The 19829-nt window shown below is 69.9% G+C and carries 14 protein-coding genes and 3 pseudogenes; 10 read left to right on the forward strand and 7 right to left on the reverse strand.

Annotated features, from left to right (window positions below):
* Positions 1–233: 233 nt before the first annotated feature.
* The 3 genes and pseudogenes from ACFC1R_RS15355 to ACFC1R_RS15365 all read left to right on the forward strand — a co-directional run.
* Positions 234–1304 carry a protein kinase family protein gene (locus tag ACFC1R_RS15355; protein ID WP_375938656.1) on the forward strand — a complete coding sequence of 357 codons (1071 nt, stop codon included), beginning with the start codon at positions 234–236 and terminating at the stop codon, positions 1302–1304.
* Positions 1305–1311: 7 nt separating this feature from the next.
* Positions 1312–1578: a hypothetical protein gene (locus tag ACFC1R_RS15360; protein ID WP_375938587.1), complete on the forward strand. Its 267-nt coding sequence runs from the start codon at positions 1312–1314 to the stop codon at positions 1576–1578.
* A gap of 134 nt (positions 1579–1712) precedes the next feature.
* Positions 1713–3207: pseudogene (locus ACFC1R_RS15365) on the forward strand (alpha/beta hydrolase); the annotation flags it as partial.
* Between the two features lie 898 nt (positions 3208–4105).
* Here ACFC1R_RS15365 and ACFC1R_RS15370 read toward each other — a convergent pair.
* Positions 4106–4579, reverse strand: a complete 474-nt coding sequence (locus ACFC1R_RS15370; RefSeq protein WP_375938590.1) for a nuclear transport factor 2 family protein — start codon at positions 4577–4579, stop codon at positions 4106–4108.
* Positions 4580–4600: 21 nt separating this feature from the next.
* Complete coding sequence (locus tag ACFC1R_RS15375; protein WP_375938593.1) at positions 4601–5335, reverse strand: SDR family oxidoreductase; 735 nt, start codon at positions 5333–5335, stop codon at positions 4601–4603.
* A gap of 210 nt (positions 5336–5545) precedes the next feature.
* Here ACFC1R_RS15375 and ACFC1R_RS15380 point away from each other — a divergent pair.
* Together ACFC1R_RS15380 and ACFC1R_RS15385 are read left to right on the forward strand one after the other, a co-directional pair.
* Positions 5546–6390, forward strand: a pseudogene (locus tag ACFC1R_RS15380) (helix-turn-helix transcriptional regulator).
* Between the two features lie 205 nt (positions 6391–6595).
* The gene (locus ACFC1R_RS15385; protein WP_375938659.1) at positions 6596–7240 is read left to right on the forward strand and encodes a hypothetical protein; all 645 of its coding nucleotides are present in this window, start codon (positions 6596–6598) and stop codon (positions 7238–7240) included.
* Positions 7241–7264: 24 nt separating this feature from the next.
* On the opposite strand, the gene ACFC1R_RS15390 is transcribed toward ACFC1R_RS15385, so the two are convergent.
* The 4 genes and pseudogenes from ACFC1R_RS15390 to ACFC1R_RS15405 all read right to left on the reverse strand — a co-directional run bounded on the left by ACFC1R_RS15390 (position 7265) and on the right by ACFC1R_RS15405 (position 12252).
* The gene (locus tag ACFC1R_RS15390; protein WP_375938596.1) at positions 7265–9208 is read right to left on the reverse strand and encodes a glycoside hydrolase family 9 protein; all 1944 of its coding nucleotides are present in this window, start codon (positions 9206–9208) and stop codon (positions 7265–7267) included.
* Positions 9209–9275: 67 nt separating this feature from the next.
* The gene (locus tag ACFC1R_RS15395; RefSeq protein ID WP_375938599.1) at positions 9276–10535 is read right to left on the reverse strand and encodes a sensor histidine kinase; all 1260 of its coding nucleotides are present in this window, start codon (positions 10533–10535) and stop codon (positions 9276–9278) included.
* Positions 10532–11206: a winged helix-turn-helix domain-containing protein gene (locus ACFC1R_RS15400; RefSeq protein ID WP_375938602.1), complete on the reverse strand. Its 675-nt coding sequence runs from the start codon at positions 11204–11206 to the stop codon at positions 10532–10534. Before ACFC1R_RS15400 ends, ACFC1R_RS15395 begins: the two co-directional genes overlap by 4 nt.
* Before the next feature lie 282 nt (positions 11207–11488).
* Positions 11489–12252 (reverse strand): annotated as a pseudogene (locus ACFC1R_RS15405) (transposase).
* 682 nt (positions 12253–12934) lie between these two features.
* Here ACFC1R_RS15405 and ACFC1R_RS15410 point away from each other — a divergent pair.
* The 5 genes from ACFC1R_RS15410 to ACFC1R_RS15430 all read left to right on the forward strand — a co-directional run bounded on the left by ACFC1R_RS15410 (position 12935) and on the right by ACFC1R_RS15430 (position 17378).
* Positions 12935–13093 carry a helix-turn-helix domain-containing protein gene (locus tag ACFC1R_RS15410; RefSeq protein WP_375938605.1) on the forward strand — a complete coding sequence of 53 codons (159 nt, stop codon included), beginning with the start codon at positions 12935–12937 and terminating at the stop codon, positions 13091–13093.
* Positions 13094–13705: 612 nt separating this feature from the next.
* Positions 13706–14947: an IS110 family transposase gene (locus ACFC1R_RS15415; RefSeq protein WP_375938608.1), complete on the forward strand. Its 1242-nt coding sequence runs from the start codon at positions 13706–13708 to the stop codon at positions 14945–14947.
* A gap of 439 nt (positions 14948–15386) precedes the next feature.
* Entirely contained in the window at positions 15387–16628 is a 1242-nt protein-coding gene (locus ACFC1R_RS15420) for an IS110 family transposase (protein ID WP_375938611.1), read from the forward strand.
* Positions 16629–16677: 49 nt separating this feature from the next.
* Positions 16678–16893 (forward strand): winged helix-turn-helix domain-containing protein, encoded by a 216-nt coding sequence (locus ACFC1R_RS15425; protein ID WP_375938662.1) that lies wholly within the window; start codon positions 16678–16680, stop codon positions 16891–16893.
* Positions 16809–17378, forward strand: coding sequence for a transposase (locus tag ACFC1R_RS15430; RefSeq protein ID WP_375938665.1), 570 nt, complete (start codon positions 16809–16811; stop codon positions 17376–17378). Before ACFC1R_RS15425 ends, ACFC1R_RS15430 begins: the two co-directional genes overlap by 85 nt.
* A gap of 149 nt (positions 17379–17527) precedes the next feature.
* Here the strand turns inward: ACFC1R_RS15430 and ACFC1R_RS15435 are convergent, their stop codons facing one another.
* The gene (locus ACFC1R_RS15435) at positions 17528–19813 is read right to left on the reverse strand and encodes a tetratricopeptide repeat protein (RefSeq protein ID WP_375938614.1); all 2286 of its coding nucleotides are present in this window, start codon (positions 19811–19813) and stop codon (positions 17528–17530) included.
* Positions 19814–19829: the final 16 nt, after the last annotated feature.

The raw sequence follows: 19829 nt of genomic DNA on the forward strand, positions 1-19829 counted from the left end.
GCAGTGGTGGTTTGCCGAGGTATCGCGTTCGCCCGATCTCGTTGTCGTCTTCACGTACAGTGCAGCCGAAAGGGGGTTCGGAACTGTGTTCGCAAAGCGGATCCTGGATGTCCGCTGCACGTGCCAAGTGTCGAACCGCAGGGCTGTGCGTCGCGCGCACGTGCTCGGCGGAGGCACCCAGGTGTCTCAGAGAGGTTGTTGCCCGCGTGGAGGCAGTCGTCGAGAGCGTTGACATGTCGCGCGGTGCGCGGCTGGCGGCTTACAGTGCCGTCTCCACGGCGCTGGCCCTGTGCAGTGATCTTGAATTGCGCGACCTCGTGGCTGCGGCTGAGCCGATGGGATCCGGTATCGGCGGGACATCGGCGCTGTTGGACATCGGCGGGACCCCGGTCTTCGTCAAGCGGGTGCCGCTGAGCGATCTGGAAAGGCAGCCGGAGAACGTCCGGTCCACGGCGAACCTCTTCGGGCTACCTGCCTTCTCCCATTTCGGCGTCGGGGTCATCGGGGGCCCGGGCTTTGGGGCCTGGAGGGAGCTGGCCGTGCACACCATGACGACGAACTGGGTGCTCGCACGGGACTATGAGGGCTTCCCGTTGATGTACCACTGGCGGGTCCTGCCGCACCCCGGGCAGTCGCTTCCCGAGGAACTGGCCGACGTGGAGAAGGCTGTCACCTACTGGGGAGGCGGATCGCAGGTGCGCCGCCGGATCGAGGCTGTGCGAGAGTCCTCGGCGAGCATCGCACTGTTCCTGGAGTACATCCCGCAGAACCTGCACGACTGGCTGGGTACTCAGGTCAAAGCCGGGGACGAGGCGGCCGAGAGGGCCTGCGCCATGGTCGAAAGGCAACTGCAGGCTGGGACCTCGTTCATGAACGCCCGCGGTCTCCTGCACTTCGATGCCCACTTCCAGAACATCCTGACCGACGGTGAGCGTCTGTTCTTTGCGGACTACGGCCTCGCGATCTCCTCCCGGTTCGACCTGTCCAAGGAAGAGGCCGACTTTTTCGCCGAACACCGGACCTATGACCGTTGCTACTCCGTCACACATCTGGTGATCTGGCTGGTCACGGCCCTGTACGGGTATAGGGGGGAGGAGCGCAGCGCGTTCGTGCGCGCATGCGCCCAAGGGGAGCACCCGAAGGGGATTCCGCCGCAGGTCGCGGCGATCCTCACCCACCACGCCCCGCTCGCCGCGGTGATGACGGACTTCTACCGCAAGTTCCAACTGGAGAGCAGGCAGACCCCGTATCCGATGGAGGAGATCGGCCGGATCAGCGGGTTGGGCAGCTCGTCCATCGTCTGATGGACGGGTGGCCATCAGACGTCAGCGCCTGCGGCAGGCTGTGGCTGCCCTGATCTACTTCTCCGTGGTGCAGCGCAAGGTCGTATCGCCCAACGACTTCACCAACCTGACCCAGGACAGGGACCGGCTCCGAGACTTCGAAGACCGCTACAGCGCCACGGCACAGCCGTTCCAGTGGAGATTCACCACCTCTGACCTGGACGATCTGCTGGCCAGACTCGACCGGCACACCGCCGATCACCAGGAAGAATCCTCCGCCGCCCAGCCAGACTGATCGAGCTCACCGATGCTCAGCAGGCAGTCCGGCGCCAAGGCTTGAACCTCCCTCCGGGGGAGTTCCTACCGTACCCGTCATGGCGTGGACGGGATAAGCCGCCCACGCGCACTGAGGCGTTGGAGGAGACGCGCATGACCGCATTCATCCTGGTGTCCGGCCCGTTCACGGACGGCCGGTTGTGGGACGGGGTGTCCACCCGGCTACGGGAGACGGGCTGCGAGGTTCACCCGGCGACGCTCACCGGCCTGGGGGAGAGCCGCCACCTCGCGGGGCCAGGTACGGACCTCGAGACGCACATCGAGGACGTGGTGAGGCTGATCGATGCGGCCCAGGAGCCCGAGTTGGTGCTCGTCGGCCACGACTACGGCATCCACCCGGTGCTCGGTGCGGCAGACCGGCGTCCGGAGCGAGTGGCCCGGGTCGTCTATCTTGACGCGGGCCTGCCCCAGGACGGTGACGCGGCCCTCGCTCTGGTGCCGGACCACACGGTGCACGAGCAGCTGCGGTCCGCGGGCGATGAGCCCGTGCCGCCGCCGGTACCAGGGGAGTGGCAGCGCTGGGGCAGCACCGCCGGACTGACCGAAGTGGACCTGGACCGGCTCACCGCTCTCGCGCTCCCGCAGCCCCGCCGCACACTCACCCGGCCGCTGCGGCTGACCGGCGCGCTCGCCGCAGTGCCGACGAGCGGCATCCTGTGCACCGAGGGCGGCGTGACCATTGCTGCAGTGCAGCGGATGCTGGCCGTCGGTCCGCCGCAGCTGCGGGCGCTGGCCGATCCCCGGGTCGGCTTCTTCGAGCTGGCCACCGGACACTGGCCGATGCTTTCCTGCCCCGACGAGCTGGCGAAGGTGTTGCTGCGCGCCGCCGCCGGACAGGGGCGGCGGCTGACCGCACCCGAGGGCGGCAGCCCATACCTGGACCCCTACCTGCGCCCGTTCCCGCTGGACCTCCCGCAGCTGCCCCGGGTACGCGCCGGTCGCGTCGACCTGCACCTGCCGCAGGCCGCAGGCCCGCGTCCGGCAGTGCTCTTCGTGCACGGCGGCCCGGTCCCCAGGGACCTGGCGGCCACCGCGCGACTGGCCGTTCTACCTCGGCTACGCCCGCTACGCGGCGAGCCTGGGAGTGGTCGGGGCGACCGTGGACCACCGACTGCACGGGCTCGCCGACTACGCCCAAGCGGCCGCGGACCTGGCCGAGGCGGTCGAACTGGTGCGTGCCGACCCGCGGGTGGACCCGGATCGCGTCGCCCTGTGGTTCTTCTCCGCCGCAGGCCTGCTCACGGCCGACTGGCTGGCTGCGCCGCCGTCGTGGCTGCGCTGCGTGGCGGCGAACTACCCGGTGCTGGCTACGCCGCCCGGCTGGGGTGTTGTGGACCCGCGCTTCCGTCCGGCCGCCACCGTGAGCGGTGCGGGCCGGCTGCCGATCATCCTGACCCGTGCGGGGCTGGAAAGCCCCGAATTCGCCGCCACCGTCGAGGAGTTCCTCGCCGCCGCCGAGGACTGCAAGGCCGCCGTCGAGGTACTCGACGTCCCACATGGCCACCACGGCTTCGAGACCGCCGACCCCACCGACGAGTCCCGCGAAGCCGTGCACCGAGCCATGCGCTCCGTTCTCACACACCTGGAGAGCCGGCATCGGGGCGGCGGTTCACCGCACGACGCGAAAACCCGGCACAGTCCCGGCCCTCCCCACCCACCTCGCCTGCCGACCAGTCCTTGACCCCGGTAACAGGGCCCCGGTGTTCCGGCGGCAGTGGTGAACGGCGTCGGCCAGGCGGGTGTGTGCCTGGCCGGCGGGACACAGCCCGCTGTTCCGGCCGCTACCGGGCCCGGTCGTTGCTGCCCGCCCCCGGGCAATGGGGTGGGGGCGGGCAGCCCGGTCAGCCTACGAGGAACACCCCGCCTCCGGGTGGTGGCCGTGACCTCGTTCCGGGTGGTGTGGGCCGCGTGTCCACAACTACTGACACGTACCGCCGATCGATGGGGGCACGTGTGAAGAATTTTTAGGTCAGCTACGTGCAGACCATCACCCACGGCACCCGGACGCTGGCACGGCATCGCCGCCCGGGGCGGCTGGCCGTACACACCGGCCGCCCCAACCCGCAGCCCCGCACATGCCGAAGGCCGTCACCCCGCGTGCAGGGTGACGGCCTTCCGTGCTGCTCAGAAACCGGGGTACTGGGGACCGTCGGGGGCGCGGAAGCGGGCGCCGACGTTGTCGTTCGGGTTGAGGTAGACCAGCGCGGTGAACCAGGCCGCGGCCGCCTTCGGGCCGCGGTGGCGCAGCAGTAGAGGATGCGGTGGGCGGGGCGGTTGTCCAGCTCGCTGTAGAGCAGGACGTCGCGGAACGGCCGAGGCAGGGACTGCTGGAGGACGCACACCCCGGCGCGGGCCCACTCCAGCGCGGCGTCCAGTTCGCCGGGCACCTCGTCGTCCTGGTCCTCGTCGTCGAAGCCGTCCTCGTCGTTCTCCTGGTGGAGGCCGGCCACCTCGTAGGCGATGGTGGCGTAGGCGTGCCGGGGTCCCTACTCAAAGGCTTTCAGGGTGTCCTCGCCATCGGTCCACCAGACGCCGAGCCTTTGGCGGACCAGGAGCCAGCTGTCCGGGCCGCGGCGGAACTCCCAGTCGTAAGGGCCTCCCATGGAGTAGGGAGCGCGGGTACTCCCGGGTGTGGTGACGGCGACGAACCACATGTAGCCGATGTCGGTCGCCCGATCACCCTCGACGTCGAAGTGCAGGTTGAGGATGTGATGCTGCATGCTCGCGTAGGGCGATTCCGCCTCTTCCACCTTCGCCCGGATCTCCTCCCTTCCGTGGATCTTCTCCCACCGTCCGAACTCCAGCACCGCGTCCCCGGCCCAGCATTCGATCCAGGTCTGCCAGTCCTTGTGGTCCAGCGCACGCCACCCGCGGATCATGAGGGCGCGCAGAGCTTCCTTGTCCTCCAGGGCCCGCAGTCTGCGGGCCAGGCTGTCGTAGTCGGCGGCCTTGTGCGGCATGTCGGTTCCTTCCCGGAGGGGTCATTGGGCGCTTGCGGCGGGGCGGACGACGATCTCGTTGACGTCGACCTCGGAAGGCTGGGAGACGGCGTAGGCAATGGCCTGCGCAATGGCGCAAGCCGGCAACGCCACGGCGCGGTAGGCCTTCATGGCTTCCCGGGCGGCAGGGTCGCAGATGCCGTCGGCGAGTTCGGACTCGGTCACGCCCGGGGAGACGAGAGTGACCCGGATGTTCCCGGTGGACTCCTGACGCAGTCCTTCGGAGATCGCGCGGACGGCGAACTTGGTGGCGCAGTAGACGGCGGCAGTGGGGGAGACCTCGTACGCGCCGACGGAGGCGATGTTCACGAAGTGCCCGCCGCCCTGAGCGCGCATCACGGGCAGCGCGGCGGCGATTGCGTGCAGAACCCCCCGCACGTTCACGTCGATCATCCGGTCCCACTCGTCGGTCCTCAGCGCCGCAAGCGGCGAGAGCGGCATCACTCCGGCGTTGTTGACCACCACGTCCAAGCGGCCGTAGCGCTCGCGGGCGACGGACATGAAGGCCTCGACGTCGGCGGCATCCGTGACATCCAGCCGCTGGAACGCCGCAGTGCCGCCTGCGGCGGTGATCTCCCCGGTCAGCGCATCGAGACGATCGGTGCGCCGCGCTCCGAGGAACAGGCGGTGGCCGTCGGCGGCAAGCCGGCGGGCGGTCGCCTCGCCGATCCCGCTGCTCGCTCCGGTGACCGCCACGACCTTGACTGCGTCTGTCATGCCTGCTGTTCCTCTCGGTATGCGGATCGGTCCTGCCTGACCGAGTCTGGCCAGATCGGCGACCGCCGACCAGGACGCCTGTTGCCTGGGTGCACCGCACCCAGGCAACACGCCGTCGCTGCGGCCCAACCTGAGGACGTGACCGACGACAACCACCTGGGGGAGTTCCTACGCGCGCGCAGGGCGGCGCTGCGGCCGCAGGACATCGGCATGACGAGCCACGGTGTGCGCAGAGTCGCCGGGCTGCGCTGCGAGGAGGTCGCCGTCCTGGCCGGGGTGAACGCGGACTACTGCACCCGCCTGGAACAGGGACGCGAACGCCACCCGTCGGCCCAGGTACTCGACGCGCTCGGCCGCGCCCTGCGACTGGGCCCCGACGCCCACGCACACCTGCACCAGCTGGCCGGGACGGTGGCGGGCAGCCAGTTCACCCACACCACGGACCGGGGCAGTCCCGCCCTTCGACAGCTGATGGACGGCTACCCGGGCGGCCCGGCGTTCGTCATCAACCGGACCTTGGACGTCCTGGCGACCAACGCCCTGGCGGAGGCCCTGTACTCACCCTTCGAACGGACGGACAATCTGGCCTGCATGGCCTTCCTCGACCCGGCGGGCCGGCAGTTCCACACCCGCTGGAGCTGCACGGCGCAGGCCACCGTGGCCCACCTGCGCCAGGCGGCCGGCGTTGACCCGGACAACCCGCGGCTGCGGGAACTCGCCCGCACTTTCACCGAGCACAGCGCGGACTTCACCCTCCTGTGGAACACCCACGCCGTGCGTGGCAAGACCCAGAATGCCAAGCACCTGCTCCACCCGGACGTCGGCCCCTGGCGCTCACCTACCAGGCCTTCGACGTACGCGCCGCTCCAGGCCGGCAGCTCGTCATCTACCAGGCGGAACCCGGCAGTTCCAGCGCCCAGGCCCTGCAGCGCATCGTCGCGGACCGCCACGCCGCCCTCATCGAGCTCCTCGAACCGTCCGGCCTGAAGATCACCGCTGAGCAGTACGCCCTGCTCTACGGACCGCTTCTCGCCCTCCTGTCGACGGTCACGTAATTCGGCTCTTTCGCTGATCTTGTGATTGGTGACAGAGCCCGTAATTCCCCAGGAGCTGGCCGATGTTCGGAGTGTCCGTCCTGCGGGCGGCGGAAAACCGTTCGACAGGCCTGGCCGGGACGGAGCATGATCCGCGCTCGTGACGACGCCGAACCAGCTCCTGATTCAGGCCGCCGCCCGCAACAACGCCGAGTGGTGCGCGGCGATGAGTCGATCGCATGGTTTGGCGAGCGAGTTCAGGGCACAGGCCTGGACCGCCCCAACCCGAACGCCGTTGTACTACCCCGACGCGGTGACGCTGGTGCCGGGTGCCGACTCGGCCATGCTGGCAGCCCGGATCGACACCATCGCGCCCGGCGCCTCCGTCAAGGACAGTTTCGCTGACCTCGACCTGACGGAGGCCGGCTTCCAGGTGCTGTTCGAGGCACAGTGGATCCACCGCCCGGCGAGTGCGCCCGCCACCACATCGGACCTTGCCTGGGACGTGGCGGGCGACCCGGAGACGCTGCGCGCCTGGGCGCTCGCCTGGGACGACGGGGACGGCAACGCGGACCTCTTCCGCCCCGAACTGCTAGACGACCCGGCCACCTTCGTGCTCGCCGGACATTCCCCTGGTGGCCGGGTGACTGCCGGAGCGGTGGCGAGCCGCAGCAGCCAGGTGGTCGGAATCTCCAATGTCTTCGCTCTGGACGGAGGTCCTGACGCGGCCTGGCCGGTCGTACTTGACGCGGTGCACCGGCTGTTCCCCACCCTGCCAGTGGTCGGCTACGAGCACGGCGATGACCTGGCGGTCGCCGTCCGCCATGGCTTCGAGCCGGTCGGTCCCCTGCGGATCTGGCTGCACGTCTAGGCCCGCCCGGGGCTGGTCAATCGTTCAGTTCTGTGACAGGGCGAAGGCCAGCAATGCGGTGGAGGTGAAGTCGACGGAGGGTTCCACGGTCTGCCAGGCGCCCGCGTCGTCGAGGAAGCGGGCCTTGGCCCCGTCGAAGTCGGTCCAGGGAGTACCGGGGTTGGAGGAGCAGCGCTTCATGGTGGGGAAGGTGTTGAGTTCGGCGAGCTTGTCTGCTGCGTTCGGCCCGTTGACGACGGCGCCGCGCAGGATGTCGCCGGTGCCGTCGAGGCTGCCGCCGAGGTTGGCCAGTTGGTGTTCGGGGCAGTGGGGGTAGATTTCGCCTGCGCCGATCATGAAGGTGCTGCCCCAGGAGTTGGCGCCCAGTGCCCAGCCGCGCTGTTGTGCGCCGAAGGCGTCGTAGTGATGGTCGCCGGTGGCGTTGCCGTACAGCTGTGCGGTGGCGACCAGGCCGAAGGTGTGCGGTACGGAGTCGAAGTCGGTGTACACGGCGCCTGCCCTGAAGGGGTCCTTGGCGGCTCGGTTCACGCCGTCGTCCAGCTGTCGGCGCAGGTCGCTCTTCAGGTCGTCGGGGGTCAGGCTGTCCGTGTCGTTGTCGCTGTCCGCCTTCAGGGTGGTGAGGAGGTCGGCGTGGGCGAGGGCGCTGACGTCGGCGACGCCGAGGGTGCCCTTGGTGTCGGAGGCGATGTACAGCTTCGCCCAGTGCCTCGCCTGCTGCTGCCAGTCGGCGGCCCGGTCGTCGCCGAGTGCCTCGGCTGCCAGGCTCATTTCGGTGGCGCCGAACTCCATGTCGTCCTGCCAGGAGTCCTCGGGGTAGAAGTTGTGCGGGAACGCGGTGACCAGTTCGTCGCCGGGCTTGGTGTTCGCCTTCGTGTAGACGGCGGCGGCTTTGCCCAGCCAGGACTTGGCGGCGGCTGGGTCGCTCTGGGCGTTGTTCTGCGCGGCGAGTGCGAAGACCGCGGCCATGCGGCCGGCGAGGTTGGGGCTGATCGGTGCGCCGGGTTCGTTGGCCCGGAAGACCGGCCGGTTTTTGATCAGGTAGTTCGGGTCGCCCGGTTCCACGTCCAGTTTGTCGTCGGCCTCGGGCAGTCGCCAGACGTCGTGGTCGGTCCGGATGTTGTCGTTGCCCGCTCCGATGCCGACCTGGGCGTAGAGGGTGCCGGTCTTGCCGTCCCACATCTTGTCCAGCCAGGCCAGGCCCTGCTTGGCCTCGTCGGCCAGGCCCGCGGCGTGCGGTGCGGTGCGCAGGGCCAGCAGCAGGTCGGCGGTGCTGTAGGCGGTGGTGTGCGTGAACTTGAGGAAGTCGCCCGCGTCGGACCAGCCGCCCGAGACATCGACGGGTCCGCCCACCGGGGTCAGCTTCTCGTCGAGCAGCTGGGTGCCGTCCTCGTTGTAGTGCGGGGTGGCGTAGACCGTTGCCTGGCGGTCCGCCAGGTGCGAGGGCTGGCGGTGCATGACATCGGGCAGGACGTTGGCGCCGTCGCGCTGGGCCTGGAAGAAGCGGACGTTGTCCTCGATGAGCGGGGTGAGCAGGTCCTTGGCGGTCGCGATGCGGAACTTCGGGGAGCTGCCGGAGGCCGTGCCGGTGAGCTCGAGGCGGTAGCTGCCCGGGAGGTCGACGGCCGACAGGTCCACGGTGTGGACATCCGGGTACTTGCTGTTCCAGGTTCCGGTGCGGCTGCCGACCTGGCCGGTGGCCACGGTGGTGCCGTGTTCGTCCACCAGTCGGTAGCCTGCGCGGCTCAGTCCTGCTTCCGAACCCATGACGAACGCCTGCTTGGCCTCCCCGATGGCGTAGCCGACCTGGTCGACCCGGATCACGGCCGGGCCGGCCTGGGCCGGGTCCCCGGCGGGAGTGGCGCCGTCCGCGGGTAGGGCGTAGTAGACCGCGCCGACGCCGAGCACGGCGGTTGCAAGGAGTGGGGTGGAGCGCAGGCTGCGCTTGGGACCAGTTGGGAAGGTGAACATGGCTCCACCGTGCCCGCTGCTGCATGAGATGAGGATGAGATGGCCTGGCGAAGGCGGCCAGGCCGCGTCAGCTGCTCTTACGCTCCGGCAGCAGCAGCTCTGCCAGTGTCCCGCCACCGGGGGCCTGGGAGAGCCGGGCGGTGCCGCCATGAAGCTCGGCCACCCATCGGACGATGGCAAGACCGGTGCCGGTGCCGGTGCTCGCGGCTCCGGTGACTCGCCGCTCGAAGACCCGGGTACGGTCTTCGGCCGGCACGCCGGGGCCGTGGTCCCGTACCGCGACCCGGCCGGCGGCGACCGTCACGTCGACCGGAGTACCGCCGCCGTGTCGCAGGGCGTTCTCCACGAGGTTTCGGACCGCTTGGGCCAGCAGCTCGGGATCCCCCTCGACGATGGCGGCCTCGGTGGTGACGGTGACCCCGGTGGGGTCCGGCAGTTCCTCGATGGTCTGTTCAACCAGTTGGTCGAGGCGTAGCGGGGTGAGTTCGACTTCCTGGGTGCCGGCTTCCACGCGGGCCCGGGCCAGCAGTCCGGTGACGAGCCGGCCCAGCCGGTCGACCAGCCGGACGGCCTCGTCCAGGGCCGCGGGGGCCCGACGGGGTGAGGCGCTGCCGTTCTCCACCACCAGGCGCAGGGTGGCCAGTGGCGTGCGCAGTTCGTGGGCGGCCTCGGCGAGGAACTGCTCTTGCTGCTCGAGTCCTTGCAGAGCGGGGCGCATGGAGCGCCCGGTCAGCAGGTGGCCCACTGCGGCGGCCGCCAGCACGAGTGCGGCGCAGCCCAGGGCCAGCCACTGGATCAGGCGCTTGTGATCCGCCTGGCTGGGTGCCGGATCGGCTCCGACCAGCACGGTGGCGCCGATCCTGTCGTTGTCCCAGACCGGGGCCGCGGCCCAGTGGTACTCGTGTCCATCGGCAATAGTGGTGGTGACCAGAGCGGTCTCCTGGTCGTGCTGGACTTCCTGCCAGATCTCCTCGAGTTCCGCCTGTTCGGGCAGCGCGGCCTGGGAGGGGTAGGCGTAGCGGATCCGTGGTCCGGCGTTCGGGGGTGCCTGGAGGATGGCGAGGGCTTCGGCGCTGCGGGCGAGTTCGTCCTCCTGCAGCGAGTCCAGGCGCAGGGTGCCGCTCTCGTCGTAGAAGAGGGTGCGGGCCAGACCGTCGGCGCGGTGGCTGACGGCTTCGTCGAGATCGTTCGTGCGGGAGTGGCTGTCGGTGCGGACAGCGATGGTGGCGAGCACCAGCAGGCAGACGGCGGTCGTCGCCGCGAAGAGCAGCGTCATCACCCACCGGGCGCGGTGCAGGCGCGCGGCGGCGGGAGTACGCGACGTCACAGGCCCGTGGCCGGGTCGGCGAGGCGGTATCCGGCGCCGCGTACCGTCATGATGAGCTCGGGTGGGCCCAGTCGGCGGCGCAGCTGGCCTATGAGGACGTCGACGACGTTGGAGAGCGGTTCGGCCTGCTCGTCCCAGCAGCTCTCGATGAGTTCACTGCGGGTGACGACCTCCCCGGCGCGCAGCATCAGGACCTCCAGAACCGCGAACTCCTTCGCCCTCAGCGTGAGCAGCACGCCGTCTCGCCGCACCCGGCGGCGTGGAAGGTCGAGTTCCAGGTTGCCGACGCGCAGCACGGACGGCCGTGCGGGCTGGCTGCGGCGGCACAGGGTGCGGGCCCGGGCGTTGAGTTCGGCGAATGCGAAGGGCTTGATGAGATAGTCGTCCGCGCCGTGCTCGAAGCCGGCCACCCGGTCGGTGATCGCGTCCAGCGCGGTGAGCAGGAGGATCGGGAGGGTGGAGCCCGCTTTGCGCTGGGCGGCGAGGAGGGTGAGCGCGTCCCCGTCGGGCAGAGTGCGGTCGGCGATCAGGCAGTCGTAGGTGTTGACGGCGAGCTTGAAGTCGGCCTCAGCGAGATCGCCGGCGAAGTCGACGGCGAAGCCTGCCTCACGCAGGCCTCTGGTGATCGCTGGGCCAAGCTCCGGGTCGTCCTCAAGAACCAGTACGCGCATGACCGGGGAGTCTACGTGTGCCGGAATAATCGCGAAGGCCCAGGCCATGGTGATGAGAGTCGAGCTTCCAGCACTCCTCGGCGACGAACCGACGGCTGCCTCGCGGCCCTCGGAATCATCGAACTCACCCACACCGACGTTAGACCTTGTCCTTCTTGGTGAGCTTCATCAGTCGTTTGTGGCATGTGATGACGGCGGCGAGGTCGCAGAAGGCTAGGGGTCGCCCCGTAATTGATCTTTGGAAGGGTTGGGACAAGATCGGCTGACCGTCGACGTGGTCCGTTACGCGGCTTGGACGAGGTTGTGGAGGTGGGCGATGCCGAGCATGGCGTGGTGGACGCCGTCGCCTTGAGGCGGCAGTCGCGGAGGATCTTCCAGTTCATGCGGGCAAAGACGTGCTCGACTCGGACACGAACCTTCTTGTGATCGTGATTGTGCTCGGTCTGCCAGTCGGTGAGTTCGCCGCCTTTGGGGCGGCGGTGCGGGATGACCAGGCCGGTGCCCGGGTAGCCGCCATCGGCGATCGTGGTGGTCCTGCCAACAGCGCCCTTCGCGCCGGACTCCGTCCAAGCGTTGCAGTCGTTGCGGTTGCCAGGTAGGGCTTGTCGACTGCGACGACCAGGCGCGTGTGGGCGTCGACAACGACCTGGTGGTTGGTGGAGTACCGGTAGTTCTTCGACTTCTCCGCGATGGCGTGGTCGCGGGTGGGGACGAGCGTGCCATCGACGATCAGCACCGTGTCCTTGGCGAACCGCTTGCGCTGCTTCAGCGCGAGCAACGGGGCGACGTGGTCCACGATCCGGTCGGCTGCCGACTTGGACACCCCGAACAGCGGCGCTTTCCGCCATAGCGTCAGGTTCGTGCGCCAGTAGGCCGCGACCAGCAGGACCCGGTCCTCCAGCGGGAGATTCCAGGGCCGGCCTGGCCGCACGGTGTCGGCACCCTCGCGGCGGAGCATCGTCATCGGCTTGCGGAAGTCGTGCGAGCTCAGCCCGGTGAACGGGGCTGTCCAGACACGACTCCGACGCCGTGATCACAACACCCATGGCTGTGATCATCCCACCTCGGCGCGGGTCGGCCACGGGTTCCGTCACCCCCACTCCGACCGGTCGGCCAGGCGGCGGTACCACCAGAGCTGTGTGCGCCACTGGCGCCGGTGCGCGAACGGGTCCGGCAGAGTTCGGCACAAGAACACCACATCCAGAGGCTTCACGAGCCGGCCGAGCTCGGCACGGGCTCGTTCCGGCAGCCTCTGCACGTCGCGTGCGTGCCTGACGTCGTCGAAGGAGCACCAGGTGCACGAGCAGTACGACTCCTGCGGGTACAGCGGACGTCTGCCCGGTGGGTGGAGGAACCCGCGGTACCGCCGCAATGCACAGTCGGTGGCACCTGGGTGGATGTAGAAGCTGCCGCTCAGGTACTCGACCCGGTGCACGGCCAGGCTCGCCCTGGTGGAGAGCCCATGAATCCGGAACGGCGGGGTCAGCCCCCAGACGCGGGAGACCGGCTGTTCAGCGCGCAGTGCGCGTGGCCGTCTACGCGGCATCGGCCTTTCGATACATGATCACGGGAGCCATGATGCCAGGCGCCCATGTCCTGCTGCACCCGGTTTCCGGCGTCTGCCACGGCGACCAGAGGCCATGAGGGCAGTTACTGACTTCGGCGCTTCGGGGTGATTGGCCTATTCGTGTAGCTGACCGACGGTCATCTGCGCGCTATGCCGTTGGTATGCGTTATGCGGATGGGGGCGGGCTGACGGCGAAGGCACGTCAGCGCCGCGAGGAGGTGCGGCTGAAGGCCGCGGGGTTGTTCGCCGATGGGCTGGGGCCTCCGGAGGTCGCCCGTAGGCTGCGGGTGAGCTCGAAGTCGGCCTACCAGTGGCACTAGGCGTGGACGAATGGCGGGGTTGCGGCTCTGGCCTCACGAGGTGCGGGCGGCCGGCGTTGCAAGCTGTCCCCGCGTTGCCAGGAGAAGCTGGCCACCTACCTCGACCAGGGGCCGACCGCCCACGGCTGGGACGAGGACCAGGTGTGGACCGGCGCGCGGGTGGCGACGCTGATCGGCCGGAAGTTCCACGTGTCCTAATGGGAGGCGAAGCCGGTGGATCGCTTCACGTGTCCCGGTCCGCAGAGACCTCGCTGTAGAGCGCGGCCGCCAGCTTCACCTCAGCGGCGAGGACGCCAGCGGCGGGGCCACTCCTGACAGGCATGTGAGGCTTGACCTCCGGCAGGAGATCGGCGGCCCCGGCGTCCGGCGTCCTCACGGTCGCCGCCGATCGGGTGATCGAATACTCGTGGTCCGAGCCCTCCGCAGGGTGCACCTCTCACTTCGCCGGGACGCCTCCGAGCTCCTGCACAGACCGAGGCCCCTGCGGTCAGCTGGGGTCACGAACGACTAATCGGATGACGGGCCGAGAGCCCTTCCATTAGGGAGTCGCGTGCCTCTGCATGGCTTTGACCAGCAGAAACGCACATCGAGCGGAAAGACTGAGAGGCGCCCATGAGAGTGTTCTGCGGGATCGACTGGGCCAGCGACCACCACGATGTCGCCCTGATCGACGGCGACGGCAAACTCCTCGCCCGCGCCCGGATCGCCGACGACGCGGCCGGCCTCCAGCAGCTGCTCGACCTGCTGGCCGAGTACGGCGACAGCCCCGGCGAGCGGATACCGGTGGCGATCGAGACCTCCCGCGGCCTCCTGGTGGCCTGCCTGCGGGCAACCGGCAGGCCCGTCTACGCGGTCAACCCGATGGCCGCGGCCCGTTACCGCGAGCGGCACACCGTCGTGCGAAAGAAGTCCGACCACCTCGACGCGATGGTGCTGGCGAACATCCTGCGCACCGACGCCGACGCCCACCGCCAACTGCCGGCCGACAGCGAACTCGCCCAGGCCGTCGCGGTCCTGGCCCGCGCCCAGCAGGACGCCGTCTGGGACCGCACCCAGGCCGGTAACAAGCTCCGTTCCCACCTGCGCGAGTACTTCCCCGGCTACCTCGCCGCCGTCCAGTCGACCACCGGCGGCATCAACGCGCCACTGGCCCGCACGCTGCTGGCCGCCGCACCGACCCCCGCGCAGGCCTCCCGTCTAACCCGCACCCAGCTTCGGGCGGTCCTCAAGCGGGCCGGCCGTCAGCGCGGGATCGACGCCGAGGTCGAGCGTCTGCACGCCGCCCTGCGCGTCCCGCAGATGCGCCAACTCCCGCTGGTCGAGAAGGCGATGGGCCGCCAGGCCCTGGCCCTGCTGGGGAAGTTCGAGGCCGCCTGCACCGCTGCGGACGAGCTCGCCGAGGCCGCCGTCGAGCTGTTCGAGCGGCATCCCGACGCCGCGATCATCACCAGCTTTCCGGGCCTCGGCGCACTCACCGGCGCGCGGGTGCTCGCCGAGATCGGCGACGACCGAAGCCGCTTCACCGACGCCAAGTCCCTCAAGGCCTACGCCGGGTCGGCGCCAGTCACCCGCGCCTCCGGCAAGAGCCACGCGGTCATGGCCCGCCGGGTCAAGAACCAGCGGCTCGCCGCCGTCGGCTACGTCTGGGCCTTCGCCTCCCTGAACGCCTCACCCGGCGCCAGGGCCCACTACGACCGCCGACGCACAGTCGGCGACCGTCACACCTCGGCCCAGCGCAACCTCTACAACCGGCTCCTCGGCTGCCTTCACCACTGCCTCACCAACCACACGCCCTATAGCGAGAGCACCGCCTTCCCCGCCCCACCCAAGCTCGCCCTTGCCATCGCAGCTTGACCTCTTAACCCCATCGGATGTCTAATGGGAGGCGAAGCCGGTGGATCGCTTCACGTGTCCCGGTCCGCAGAGACCTCGCTGTAGAGCGCGGCCGCCAGCTTCACCTCAGCGGCGAGGACGCCAGCGGCGGGGCCACTCCTGACAGGCATGTGAGGCTTGACCTCCGGCAGGAGATCGGCGGCCCCGGCGTCCGGCGTCCTCACGGTCGCCGCCGATCGGGTGATCGAATACTCGTGGTCCGAGCCCTCCGCAGGGTGCACCTCTCACTTCGCCGGGACGCCTCCGAGCTCCTGCACAGACCGAGGCCCCTGCGGTCAGCTGGGGTCACGAACGACTAATCGGATGACGGGCCGAGAGCCCTTCCATTAGGGAGTCGCGTGCCTCTGCATGGCTTTGACCAGCAGAAACGCACATCGAGCGGAAAGACTGAGAGGCGCCCATGAGAGTGTTCTGCGGGATCGACTGGGCCAGCGACCACCACGATGTCGCCCTGATCGACGGCGACGGCAAACTCCTCGCCCGCGCCCGGATCGCCGACGACGCGGCCGGCCTCCAGCAGCTGCTCGACCTGCTGGCCGAGTACGGCGACAGCCCCGGCGAGCGGATACCGGTGGCGATCGAGACCTCCCGCGGCCTCCTGGTGGCCTGCCTGCGGGCAACCGGCAGGCCCGTCTACGCGGTCAACCCGATGGCCGCGGCCCGTTACCGCGAGCGGCACACCGTCGTGCGAAAGAAGTCCGACCACCTCGACGCGATGGTGCTGGCGAACATCCTGCGCACCGACGCCGACGCCCACCGCCAACTGCCGGCCGACAGCGAACTCGCCCAGGCCGTCGCGGTCCTGGCCCGCGCCCAGCAGGACGCCGTCTGGGACCGCACCCAGGCCGGTAACAAGCTCCGTTCCCACCTGCGCGAGTACTTCCCCGGCTACCTCGCCGCCGTCCAGTCGACCACCGGCGGCATCAACGCGCCACTGGCCCGCACGCTGCTGGCCGCCGCACCGACCCCCGCGCAGGCCTCCCGTCTAACCCGCACCCAGCTTCGGGCGGTCCTCAAGCGGGCCGGCCGTCAGCGCGGGATCGACGCCGAGGTCGAGCGTCTGCACGCCGCCCTGCGCGTCCCGCAGATGCGCCAACTCCCGCTGGTCGAGAAGGCGATGGGCCGCCAGGCCCTGGCCCTGCTGGGGAAGTTCGAGGCCGCCTGCACCGCTGCGGACGAGCTCGCCGAGGCCGCCGTCGAGCTGTTCGAGCGGCATCCCGACGCCGCGATCATCACCAGCTTTCCGGGCCTCGGCGCACTCACCGGCGCGCGGGTGCTCGCCGAGATCGGCGACGACCGAAGCCGCTTCACCGACGCCACGTCCCTCAAGGCCTACGCCGGGTCGGCGCCAGTCACCCGCGCCTCCGGCAAGAGCCACGCGGTCATGGCCCGCCGGGTCAAGAACCAGCGGCTCGCCGCCGTCGGCTACGTCTGGGCCTTCGCCTCCCTGAACGCCTCACCCGGCGCCAGGGCCCACTACGACCGCCGACGCACAGTCGGCGACCGTCACACCTCGGCCCAGCGCAACCTCTACAACCGGCTCCTCGGCTGCCTTCACCACTGCCTCACCAACCACACGCCCTATAGCGAGAGCACCGCCTTCCCCGCCCCACCCAAGCTCGCCCTTGCCATCGCAGCTTGACCTCTTAACCCCATCGGATGTCTACAGCGTCTCGGGCGCCACCCGCCTGATGAGCCGGCTCGGCTTCACCCCGCAGGTCCCGGCCCGGCGGGCCGCCCAACGCGACGAGCGGGCCGTGACCGCGTGGAAGGAGGCGACCTGGACGGAGGTAAAAGCACCCGGGCGGCCTGCGACGGATGGATCTGCTTCGAGGACGAAGCCGGGTTCACCCGCAGACCGCCCAAGGGGCGCACGTGGGGCCGGCGTGGCATCACCCCGGTCGTGAAGGTCTGCGGCCGGGGCTCCGGACGGGTCCCGGTCGCCGGACTGCTCGCGATGCGCCCGGGCTCGCGGACCCGGCTGTGCCACCGGCTGCGGCGCCATACCGGGCGCAAGGGCGAGCGCCGCAGCCTGTCCGAGCGCGACTACATCGGCCTGATCGACGGCATGCACCAGCTGGTCAGGGCGCCGATCGTGCTGGTCTGGGACCGGATCAACACCCATGTCTCCCATGCCATGCGCGATTTGATCGGTGCGCGGGACTGGCTGACGGTGTTCATCCTGCCCGCCTACGCACCCGAGCTGAACGCGGTCGAGTACCTGTGGGCCAACGTCAAGCACAGTCTCGCGAACCTCGCCGGCGTCGCCCTGGACCGACTCGAAGCCTTCGTCCGCAACCGTCTCAAGCGACTGCAGTACCGCTCTGACGTCCTCGACGGCTTCCTCGCCGGCACCGGACTCTCCCTCGACCTCCCACCGCCGTCACCTTGAAGCGCCGAGTCAGTAACCTTCGAGGGGCCCGGGAGCCGGTGGACACGGTACGCGCACGGTCATGGAAACACCCCCGAAGAACTCTCTCCTCACCGACACTGCTGACCTGACCACGTGTCAACAAACCACCGGTAAGCAGCCTGCGAAGGCTACCTCCCTCGTAGCCACCCCCTGCCCCGGGATTGTTCCTGCCAGTACGTGAGTGCCTGTTGGGTGGTCGCGAGGTCGGGATGGTCTGGGCGGAGGACACGCAGTTGCTCGTTTAGCAAGTCGGAGAGGAGGGCCACTGCGCCGCGAGGGTCGCCGGACTGGCCGCGCCAGCGGGCGAGGGCGGCGCGGGTGCGGAAGATTGCGGACCGGTCGGTGTTGGCTGCTACCGCGTACGGGTTGGACCACATGTCCCGAGCGCCCTGGGCGATCTCGCGCTGCTCCAGGCGAAGTTGGTCGTTGAGCAGGTCGGTCAGGACGGTCACCGCCCCTCGTGCGTCGCCCGACTCGCCGAGCCAGTGGCCGAAGCTGAAACGGGTGTCGAAGGTGCCCGAGTTCTCCCGCCCGCACGTGCGGAACTGCTCGTTGACGAGCTGGCGGTACACGACCACTGCCCCGGCCGCGTCTCCCGCCTTTCCCTGCCACTCGGCGGCATCGCGGCACAGAGCGAAGTCGGGCGGGCCCGTCCGTCCGTAGACGGCCGCGATGTAGCGGTCATCGGCGAGCAGATCGCGATAGACGCGTGCGACGCCCGGCAGGTCACCGGCCTGTTCGAGCCAGTAGGCCAGGCGGTAGCGCAGCTCGGTGACCTCCTCGATCAGGCGGATCCGCTGGGAGGGATACAGCTCGTACTCCGGGGCCAGCAGGGCGAGTTGATCGCCGATCATCCGACGGTACTCGGTGATCGCGGCGGTGAGGTCGCCGGATTCCGCCCGCAGCCGCGCGATCCGGCCGCGCAGCTTCGTCACGGACTCGTGCCGGGCTCCCAGCCGGTCGGCCGTCGTCGGCAGCAGCGCTACGAAGTAGTCAAGTGCGGCCTGTGGTCGGCCGTCGTCCGCCAGCGTGTCGCCCACCCGGAGCACGAGATCGTGCAGCTCCTGACCGGTACTCCACCCGTACCGAAGCTCGGGCTCGCCGGCGCCCAGCATCATGGCCGGGGCATTGCGGGTCAGCGCCTCGACGTTGGAGCGCAGCACGTCCGGGGGAAGATCGAGGGCGCGCGAACGCAGGTGCGGCGCCCGATCCCTCGGGGGAACCAGGAAGAACGTCATCGAGTTCGCCTCGTCCGCCGACGTCCGGGACGCGACGAAGAGCAGGCTGGCGGCCACGTCGGCCAGCTCTGCGGCCCGGCTCGCGGGCACGCCCTCGCGGACGGCTCGCTGCACCACCGGGTGGACCCGCACCGACCGGTCCTGGTCCGCCGGGTCGTAGTCGAGCAGGCTCCACCGGTGCAGCAGCGCGAGCGTCTCGTCGGCGCGCTCGTCCGGCTCCGCGTCCTCTGCCGGGCGGTCGGTCCGCTGCCGGTCGAGGTACCTAACCGCAGCGATCAGCACGGTAGCCGGGATGCCGTCGGAAGCCAGCGGCGCCGCCAGTTCCAGCAGCATCCGCGCCGTCCCGACCGGCGCCAGGGCGTCGGCGCGCTCCAGCGCGAGGTCCCAGGCGTATGGCAGTGGCAGGCTCTGCTCGTCCGGCAGTCCGCCCGGGTCCGGCACGAGGTCGGCCAGCCGCCGACCGTCGTCGCAGAGCATGCGGAGGTAGTCGGCGCAACTCAGACCGGTGCTGCCCAGGTAGGCGGCCGCCTGCGCGAGCGCGAGCGGCAGGTGCCCCAGCTCGCGGGCGAGCGCCTCCAGTTGCTCAGGGGGCTCGACCCGGCCGGACGCGGCGAGCACCGCCGTGAGGTAGCTGAAGGCCTCGGCGGAGCTGAACGACGGCACGGTGACCACCTGTCGGCCAAGCCCCTCGCGGGCCAGGTCCCGGCGCCAGGTGGTGACCAGGGTCTGCCCCACGGGTTGGTCCGGCGGCCACAGTCCGCGCAGGTCGTCGGGGTCGACCAGACCGTCCAGGACGATCAGCCGGCGAACCGTCGCCCCGGCCCCGCCCGGCCGGAGCCAGGCGAGGAACTCCCGCGCGCCCTGCTCCGGATCTGCCGGGTCGCCACCGCTGATCTCGGCGATGGCCTGGGCGTAGGCGGTCAGGATCGCTGCGCGGCTGTCGGCGGTGACCCAGACCAGCAGGTCGAGTTGCCCGGCCTCCCAGGCAGTGCGGGCCTCGTTCGCGGCCAGCTGGGACTTGCCGACCCCGGCGGCGCCGACCAGTATCCGGCAGCGCGCAGGAGCGTCGGGAGTATCGACAACGGCCCGGTGCTGGAAGCAGCGCGCGGCGTTTGGGACCGCCCCGACCTGATGCGGCCAGGCGGCCGGGGCATGTCGGCCGGCGTAGTAGGCCACCTGGTCGGCGTGGCCG

The organism is Kitasatospora sp. NPDC056138 (assembly GCF_042264695.1).
Classification (GTDB): Bacteria; Actinomycetota; Actinomycetes; order Streptomycetales; family Streptomycetaceae; genus Kitasatospora.

Coding starts and splice junctions, on each gene's coding strand:
- ACFC1R_RS15355 (WP_375938656.1), top strand. CDS start 234: ATGTCGCGCGGTGCGCGGCTGGCGGCTTACAGTGCCGTCTCCACGGCG.
- ACFC1R_RS15410 (WP_375938605.1), top strand. CDS start 12,935: ATGCGTTATGCGGATGGGGGCGGGCTGACGGCGAAGGCACGTCAGCGC.
- ACFC1R_RS15370 (WP_375938590.1), bottom strand. CDS start 4,579: ATGCCGCACAAGGCCGCCGACTACGACAGCCTGGCCCGCAGACTGCGG.
- ACFC1R_RS15425 (WP_375938662.1), top strand. CDS start 16,678: ATGAGCCGGCTCGGCTTCACCCCGCAGGTCCCGGCCCGGCGGGCCGCC.
- ACFC1R_RS15400 (WP_375938602.1), bottom strand. CDS start 11,206: ATGCGCGTACTGGTTCTTGAGGACGACCCGGAGCTTGGCCCAGCGATC.
- ACFC1R_RS15390 (WP_375938596.1), bottom strand. CDS start 9,208: ATGTTCACCTTCCCAACTGGTCCCAAGCGCAGCCTGCGCTCCACCCCA.
- ACFC1R_RS15415 (WP_375938608.1), top strand. CDS start 13,706: ATGAGAGTGTTCTGCGGGATCGACTGGGCCAGCGACCACCACGATGTC.
- ACFC1R_RS15375 (WP_375938593.1), bottom strand. CDS start 5,335: ATGACAGACGCAGTCAAGGTCGTGGCGGTCACCGGAGCGAGCAGCGGG.
- ACFC1R_RS15420 (WP_375938611.1), top strand. CDS start 15,387: ATGAGAGTGTTCTGCGGGATCGACTGGGCCAGCGACCACCACGATGTC.
- ACFC1R_RS15385 (WP_375938659.1), top strand. CDS start 6,596: ATGAGTCGATCGCATGGTTTGGCGAGCGAGTTCAGGGCACAGGCCTGG.